The sequence below is a fragment of the Mycobacterium sp. genome (assembly GCF_036273375.1).
Lineage (GTDB): Bacteria > Actinomycetota > Actinomycetes > Mycobacteriales > Mycobacteriaceae > Mycobacterium.
In genome coordinates, this window is record NZ_DASUHS010000241.1 from 1 (window position 1) to 7,280 (window position 7,280).

8 protein-coding genes are annotated in these 7,280 nt (G+C 63.7%); 3 read left to right on the top strand and 5 right to left on the bottom strand.

Annotation, left to right across the window (positions count from 1 at the left end; genetic code table 11):
- The coding region (locus VFW69_RS21245) for an alpha/beta fold hydrolase (RefSeq protein ID WP_526504278.1) at positions 1 to 504 on the top strand (504 nt) is incomplete at its 5' end.
- Between the two features lie 6 nt (positions 505 to 510).
- On the opposite strand, the gene VFW69_RS21250 is transcribed toward VFW69_RS21245, so the two are convergent.
- Together VFW69_RS21250 and VFW69_RS21255 are read right to left on the bottom strand one after the other, a co-directional pair.
- A complete protein-coding gene (locus VFW69_RS21250) occupies positions 511 to 1,713 on the bottom strand; it encodes a cytochrome P450 (RefSeq protein WP_526504280.1) in 1,203 nt (400 codons plus the stop codon).
- An 11-nt stretch (positions 1,714 to 1,724) separates the two neighbouring features.
- Positions 1,725 to 2,558, bottom strand: a complete 834-nt coding sequence (locus VFW69_RS21255; protein ID WP_526504282.1) for a mycofactocin-coupled SDR family oxidoreductase — start codon at positions 2,556 to 2,558, stop codon at positions 1,725 to 1,727.
- Positions 2,559 to 2,791: 233 nt separating this feature from the next.
- Here VFW69_RS21255 and VFW69_RS21260 point away from each other — a divergent pair, with 233 nt between their 5' ends.
- Positions 2,792 to 3,376, top strand: coding sequence for a cysteine hydrolase family protein (locus tag VFW69_RS21260; RefSeq protein WP_526504288.1), 585 nt, complete (start codon positions 2,792 to 2,794; stop codon positions 3,374 to 3,376).
- Between the two features lie 104 nt (positions 3,377 to 3,480).
- On the top strand, positions 3,481 to 4,308 hold the full coding sequence (locus VFW69_RS21265) for a rhomboid-like protein (protein ID WP_526504284.1): 828 nt from the start codon (positions 3,481 to 3,483) through the stop codon (positions 4,306 to 4,308).
- On the opposite strand, the gene VFW69_RS21270 is transcribed toward VFW69_RS21265, so the two are convergent.
- The 3 genes from VFW69_RS21270 to ligD all read right to left on the bottom strand — a co-directional run.
- The gene (locus VFW69_RS21270; protein ID WP_526504290.1) at positions 4,249 to 6,261 is read right to left on the bottom strand and encodes a DUF2961 domain-containing protein; all 2,013 of its coding nucleotides are present in this window, start codon (positions 6,259 to 6,261) and stop codon (positions 4,249 to 4,251) included. The genes VFW69_RS21265 and VFW69_RS21270 overlap by 60 nt on opposite strands.
- 50 nt (positions 6,262 to 6,311) lie before the next feature.
- Entirely contained in the window at positions 6,312 to 6,746 is a 435-nt protein-coding gene (locus VFW69_RS21275; RefSeq protein ID WP_526504292.1) for a formate dehydrogenase, read from the bottom strand.
- Between the two features lie 251 nt (positions 6,747 to 6,997).
- A partial coding sequence (gene ligD, locus VFW69_RS21280) for a non-homologous end-joining DNA ligase LigD (RefSeq protein ID WP_526504286.1) occupies positions 6,998 to 7,280 on the bottom strand: 283 nt, incomplete at its 5' end.

The window sequence follows — 7,280 nt, forward strand, 5'->3', positions numbered from 1 at the left end:
CACTCAATGGGGGCAATGCCGCTGCCCGGAGTGGTCACCAAGCTTGGAGCGGCGCAGGTCCGTGAAATGATCTTCGCTGCCAGCTTCCTTCCGCCCGAAGGTACGTCGATCGTGGACAGCTCACCGTGGCAAATCGCGACCATCGCCCGGCACAGGGCAAAGCAAAACGTGCCAAAGCCGGCGCCCAAGTGGTATGCGCGATTCGTGTTCATGAACGGGATTCCTTCGCATCGCCGCCGATTCATGACCGGCAAGCTCTATGCAGAGTCACTGCGCATTCTCACAGAGAAGGTGTCTCGACGGGGGATGCCCGACAACATTCCCCGCACCTGGATTCTGACTCGGCGGGATCGCGCCCTCGCCCCAAAGCTACAGCGTAAATACATTGACGCGCTCGGGGGTGTACAGGCACTCATCGAGATCGACACCTGTCACATGGTGATGGTCAGCGAGCCGGAACGGCTGGCAGAGATCCTCGTCGGGCGCTGCCGGCTCTACGCGTAGCCCCTCTCACGGCAACACGACCCGCAGGCGCTCCCAGCCGCGCACCGTCGACGTCGACGCCAATTGCGCGGTGTCGTAATCGATGTCCCACTCGGGCCACCGGTTGAGGATCTCGTCGAGCGCGACGCGGCCCTCGAGTCGAGCCAGGTTGGCGCCCAGGCAATAGTGCACACCCTTTCCAAACGTGATGTGTGAGATGTTGTCGCGACGGATGCTGTAGGTGTCCGGATCGGTGTAGCGGCGGTGATCGCGATTGGCTGCGCCGAACAACAGCAGCATCGCGCTGCCGGCCGGGACCGTCGTGCCGTGGCACTCGAAATCCTTTGCCATCCAACGCGCGACGTGCGGGCCGGTGGGTTCGAACCGCAACGTCTCGTCGATGGTTCGGGTCAACAGTGACCGGTCCTCGTATACGGCGCGACGCTGGTCGGGGTGCTCGGCGAGCACCTTGGCCAGCCAACCGATCAGCCGGCCGGTGGTCTCGTTGCCCGCACCGGCGACCACCTGCGTGTAGTGCAGCACCTCTTTGCGAGTCAGCTTGCGGTGCACCCCGTTCTCGTCGTCGAATTCGACGTTGAGCAGCGTCGTCATCAGGTCATCCGAGGGGTTTTTCGAGCGCCAGTCGACGTAGTCGGCATAGATCCGGCCGTCGGCGATGGAGTCGGCGTTGGCGACCTTCAACGGCGCCCCCGGCCTGGTACGCAGGTTGGCGTCATTGGCGTCGCGCACCGAGATCTGTTCGGATTCCGGGATTCCCAACAGCATGCCGATCACGCGCATCGGCATCATCGAGGCGAGTTCGGTGATGATGTCGAACCCCCCGGAGCCGACCAGCGGGTCCAGACAACGCACGCAATAATGCCGAATTTGGTCCTCGAGGGCGGCCATCCGGCGGGGGGTGAACACGCGGGACATCAGCCCGCGCAGCCTCGAGTGCTCGGGCGGGTCCTGAAACATCATGACGCCGCCGGGCATGTCGAATTTCGACTGGACAAGCTCGAGGATGTCGCTTCGCCTGTTGGAGAAGGCCTCCCAGTTGGACAGCCCGTGCTCGACGTCGGAATGTCTTGACAGTGCCCAGAAGTCGTAGCGCTCGTTGTAGTAGATCGGCGCCTCTTCGCGCAGCCGCGCGTAAATCGGATAAGGGTTGGCATTGATGTTGACGTCGTAGGGGTCGTAGTAGACGTCGGTGTCGTTGGTGACGGTCATCGATGCTTTCCTTACTTCAGGCAGCTGCCGGCATCCACCGGGAGCGCGACGCCGGTGATGTATCGCGCTTCGTCGGAGGCCAGGAACAACACGGCATTGCTGATGTCCTCGGGCGTCACCCACGGGATGGGCAGCGTGTGGAAGGTTTGGCAGATCGGCGCGAGGTCGTCCGGCCCGGGGTTCGTCAGATCGGGTCGGAAAGCATGAAAGGTGCCCTCGTTGATCAACAGCGGCGTGTTCACATGGGTCGGCAGCACGGCGTTGACCCGGACCATCTTCTGCCCCAATTCAACTGCGAACGCCCGCATCAGCCCGATCACCCCGTGCTTGGCCGACGTGTAGTGACCGGTGTGTAAGTAGGCCTTCCTGCCCGCGACCGACGATGTCAAGATGATCGAACCGCCGCGGTCCCCGTCCAGGATGTGCGGGACACCGGCTTTGACCGTCTTCCACACCCCGCTGAGGTTGACGTCGATCATCTCCTGCCACAGCGCCTCGTCGGTCTTGTGCAGCTTGCCGGTTATCGTGCCGATCCCCGCGTTGGCGACAATGACATCCAGCCGCCCCAGCTGTTCGACGCCGCTGTCGACCGCTGCCTTCAACGCGTCGTACTCGCGCACGTCGACTTCGGCGGTCACGACGCGAGCTCCGGCGTCCTTGACCATGCCCGCGGTGATGTCGAGGTCTTCCTGCGTGGCAGCGGGGGCCGGCGACCCTTCAAAGCCACGGCAAACGTCGACAGCGATGATGTCGGCACCCTCCCGCGCGAGCCGGATGGCGTGACTTCTGCCCTGCCCCCGTGCCGCACCGGTCACGAATGCGACCTTGCCGTCCATCCGACCCATGGCGTCCTCCACCCATCGACTTTTGGGCGATCGCCCAAAAGTGTGGCGCAGGCCATGTCTAGCAGCATCGCGAATGGTCCGTCAAGACCGCAGGCTGCCTCGATCTGCGTTGCCGCGGCGGCGCGGGCGTTGACCGCCCACCTCGTGGGGCCTGACGACATTGCCGTTCATTATCGAGGCCGCCGAGCGATGATGGTCCGGTGGCGAATGACAAAGCAGCGACCGGGCTTCTGGTGATCGATCCCTACAACGATTTCATTTCTCCGGGCGGGAAGGTGTGGGATCGGTTGCGGGGCGTCATCGAAAGCAATGACTGCGTTACCCACATGAAGCAGGTGCTCGACGCCGCCCGCGGCGCGAACCTGCGCGTCTTTTATGCGCTGCATCGCCGCTACCGGCCGGGCGACTACGAAACGTGGAAATACGTCGCGCCGGTGCAACGAGCGGCCTGGTCGCGCAAAACCTTCGAATACGGCACCTGGGGCGGCGAGATTCGTGCCGGGTTCGAGCCGCAACAGGGCGACATCGTCGCGCATGAGCATTGGTGTTCCAGCGGTTTCGCCAACACGGACTTGGACCTGCAACTCAAACGCCATGGCATCGAGCGGGTGATCGTAGTGGGCTTGATCGCACATACCTGCGTCGAGGCAACAGTTCGATTCGCCGCCGAGCTCGGTTATGACGTCACAGTGGTCCGGGACGCCACGGCCGACTACTCGGACACCGAAATGCGCGCCGCGCTCGAGGTGAACATGCCCAACTACGCCTCAGGCATCGTGACCGCCGATCAGGCCGTTGCTGCCATCACCTCTCTTTAAGGGGACGTCACGGGACAGTCTTACTCCGTGAAGATTTGCGGCACGGGTGTGAAGGCTTCGTTAAGAACGAGGCACGCTGTCCGCCGGACCCGCACCGTAGACCTATGACACTCGCCGCTAGCGACGGCGCCTTACGTTGGACCCAGGCGCCGCTGCGCGTCGTGCCCGGCGCGGCGTCGGTTCGAGTGACGGCCACCTATGCGGTCATCCTGCTCGTCATCTATCTCATCCTCGCGGCGCTCGGTCCGCATGCGCATGAGGTCGCCGTAAGCCGAATGAGCACAAACGTTCACAATCTTGGGCGCGGGCATCTGGGCACATTGATCGGGAGCGCATTCGTCAACGACGGCGGCGATTTGTTCTTCTGGCTGCCCGGGCTTGTGTGCCTACTGGCGTTGGGTGAACTCATGTGGTGCGGCCGGGGATTGCTCGTCACCTTCGCCGTCGGCCACATCGGCGCCACGTTGATAGTCGCGGTCGGGCTGGTCGCCGCCATCGAAACGGGGATGCTGCCGTTCTCGGTCGCTCGCGCAAGTGACGTGGGGATCAGTTATGGCGCGATGTGTGTGCTCGGCGCGTTCACCGTGGCGGTCCCGGCGCGCTGGCGCGGAGTCTGGGCGGGGTGGTGGCTGGGGACCGCGGTGGTGGCGGCCGCGGGCGCGGATTTCACCGCCGTCGGCCATGTGGTGGCGTTGCTACTCGGCATCGGATTGTCGTTCCGGATGCGCCCGGTCGCCTCATGGACACCCCTGCACCAGGCCTTGCTCGTGGTCGGTGTCACGTTCGGCTATCTCTTGCTCGCCGGGCCTTCGCTGATGGCACCGGCCGGCGGGCTGGCCGGTGCCATCATCGGACTGGCAACCAATCGCTCCCTAGTCGGAGGGCCCCGTCAGTGTGTCGACGTGGTAGCGGCTGGCTGTCCAGGGCGGTGAGTCTGCGGTTGTCGTCAGGGTGAGCGTCACCTGCGCCTTGCCCGCGGTGACCGAGCGCGGCACCAGGTAGGTGTCGTCCAGCCACCGGTGAAAGGTGTTGCTGCGCGGCTGCAACCAGTTTCCGGTCGGCATGCCGTCGACCGCGACGTCGGCCGACTGAAAGCCGGTTGCTTGATCCGATGTGCGGCGTAGCAGGATGCCGTGGTTGTCCGGATCGATCTGGACGTGAAACGTGATCGCGCCCTGGGCGGTACGCACCGAGCCGACGACAGGCAGGGTGTCCTGAGTGCCCTCGTATTCGCTGACCAGTAGCTGATCGGTAGCTTCAGAATCGTTGTAGCCGTGCAGAACTCGATTGATGGTATCGGTGGGGCTGACGTCGTCTCCGCCGGTGACATCGGCGTCCGGCTGTGTGTAGAGGAATGCGGTTGAGCTGTAGTCGGGTTGGACCATGTTCCTTTTGCCATGCTCGATGCCGAACCGCATCGCGGAGTGATAACCGATCGCGTCGGCCAGCATGGTCCGGTAGACGGAGACGCAGTAGTCGGCGCATCCGCCCGCGGCCGTGCGTTGATCGGGTTGGCCGTTGAGTGGGTCGCTGAAGTGGGTGCCGTTCTTGAAGTACCACCCGCCCTCGTAGAGGTCCTCGGTGCCGGTTCCATACCACTGCGGGGATCTGGCGCCATCGGTGTAGACCCGTTCGGCGCCTTCGAGAAAGTAAGGGGCGTCGTCACTGAATGCCGTTTTGGTCCGATAGCCGCGAATGGTTTGACTGACGCCGACGAATTTGCCGTGTCCCTGTTCCTCGGCGAACACCCAGTCCTGGCCGGGGGCCGTCGGTCCGGCGTGCGAGCGTGCGGTGAAGTAGCCGGCGCGCCCGCTGGTCAGCGCGGGCGCCCACTGGGGGTCGGGTGTGGTGGTGACGTCGCTGTCTATCCCTTTCACCGGGTCGGCGCCCGCATTGACGAGTGTGACGCGGGCCGACTGCGCGAAAGGCATTGGCCACCAATCGGATAACACCAACGACCCATCGGGCTCTGCGCTGGTCGCGAACATCAGCGATCGCACGGGGTTCGGGCCCAGCCCGGCGCCGAAGAATTCTCCAAGCGGGGAGTCGACCATGGTTTTGCCGTCGAACTCAATCTGCAGCCGCAATCCGGTTAACTGTTGAGCCGCGGGCTCGGGCAGCTGCAGCCTCAGCGCCGAGATGCTGGCCGATCCAGTCGATTCGGCGATGGTCTGCCCGGCGCCGGCGGCGAGGTCGATGACCCGATTGCTGTGCGCCGCAGTGGCTGCCGCCGGTTTGGGGTCAGCCGCACCGGCGGACTCGAGCGTGTCCAGCACATCGAACGCGGGATCGGATGGTGAGAACGTGTTTACTCCGTCGGCGTCGGGAAACTGCCGATAATCGACGTGGTAGTACTCCAAGTGGGATGTGACGCTGACCCGCATCGACCGTCGATAAGGCATCGGCACCTTGATGTAATCGCCCCCCGGCGATTGGGCGGCGTTGGCCACCAGCGGCCACACGAATGGGGCTCCCGATTTGCCGTCGACCAACGATTGCAAGGGTGTGTCGACAACGGCCTGACCGTCCAGCTCGATGCGGATGTTTCCGAGAGCGCGAACATTGCCGCCGTCGCGGGTCAGCCAGATCGAATTAATCTCGCCGGCACCGTGATCCTCCGCGATGATGCAGCCGGCACCCCCCGCCGCCAGGCACCCGCCGCTGCCGTTGCGATTGCCGGTGGAAATGTCGAAATCGCCGCCGCTGCGGTCAAAGCTCGACACCTGCAGAGTCTGCGAACCGGGGTTCAAATAGGGCAACCGGTCCAACCGGCGGTAGGTGTCCCAGCCGACCATTCTTGCGTCTGATTGGTTCGTGTCGGGTGCGGCCGGCTCCGCACCGGCCACTCCTGCACCTGAAATCGGCAATAGCAGCACCGCGAATATCGCGAAACAAGCCCGCGCTGCCACCGACACGGCAACTGAGCCTACTTTTATCAGCCTGCCTCGGCCTCGACGTCTGCGCCGTAATCGGTGATGCTCGGACGCAGATGTCGCAATAGCTCATCACCGGAGAACTTCATGCGTTCGGCCTCCTCCAGGAAACCGGAGCGCTTGTCTGACAATTCGTCGACCAACCGGCTGTCTTTCACTGCGCTGGACGGGCGCAGCGCCTTCCGCTTCTTCAGACGCATCAGTTCCGGACGCATCTTCTTCTGCTGTGAGGGAGGGACCAACGCACCGCGATTGAAGGGCATACCGAGCTTGCTCGCGACCTCTCGAACCTGGCGAGTCTTTAGCCCGTAGCGCCAAGCGATTTGTGTAATCGTGCGCCACCCCTGCGGCATTCGCCAGATCCAGCCCGCGATGGTCACCACCGTCAACACAGCCGCTAGGGTCGCTTCGGGACGAAACCGCTTGGCGGAGAACACGATGGCCAAGGACCCAACTATCAGCGTGGCGACGAGAGCCGACACCAAGAAAATGAGAGTCGGGGTCAACGCCGCCTCCTTGCGTTCCGTCTCGAGTAACCGCTCAACGGTCCCAGACCCGACTGACGGTGCAATCCGCGACACGCCGGAGCGCTCCAGTGGTTGCTGGACCGTTATAAAACCCCAATCCGCCGAGTACGGTCCGCGGGTGAACGAGATTTGACGACCGGCGACGCCGAAATTCCATAGAGTCAGCTTTTGTTGTTTCTCAGGTCGGTATTTCGGGATGGCTGCACCCGCTTCGGTTCGCCCGGCATTTTCGGGTAGTTCGGCGGATACGGCATGTCCCCAAGCCCGCGCTGTTCGTCGGCCTCGGCCATCTCCAACAAGGAAGCGATCGATTGGACCGCGTCATCCATTGCGGCCCAAGGGTCTTCTCGGTCCTTGACCAGATCGGGCACGGTTGCCATGGTGTAGTCGTCCGGCTCGGCGTCGGCGAGCTCCTCCCACGTCAGTGGCATCGATACCGTCGCG

What these genes read in the sequence shown, in the direction of transcription:
- VFW69_RS21250 (WP_526504280.1), bottom strand. Translation starts at nt 1,713, where the DNA reads ATGACCGTCACCAACGACACCGACGTCTACTACGACCCCTACGACGTC.
- VFW69_RS21255 (WP_526504282.1), bottom strand. Translation starts at nt 2,558, where the DNA reads ATGGGTCGGATGGACGGCAAGGTCGCATTCGTGACCGGTGCGGCACGG.
- VFW69_RS21265 (WP_526504284.1), top strand. Translation starts at nt 3,481, where the DNA reads ATGACACTCGCCGCTAGCGACGGCGCCTTACGTTGGACCCAGGCGCCG.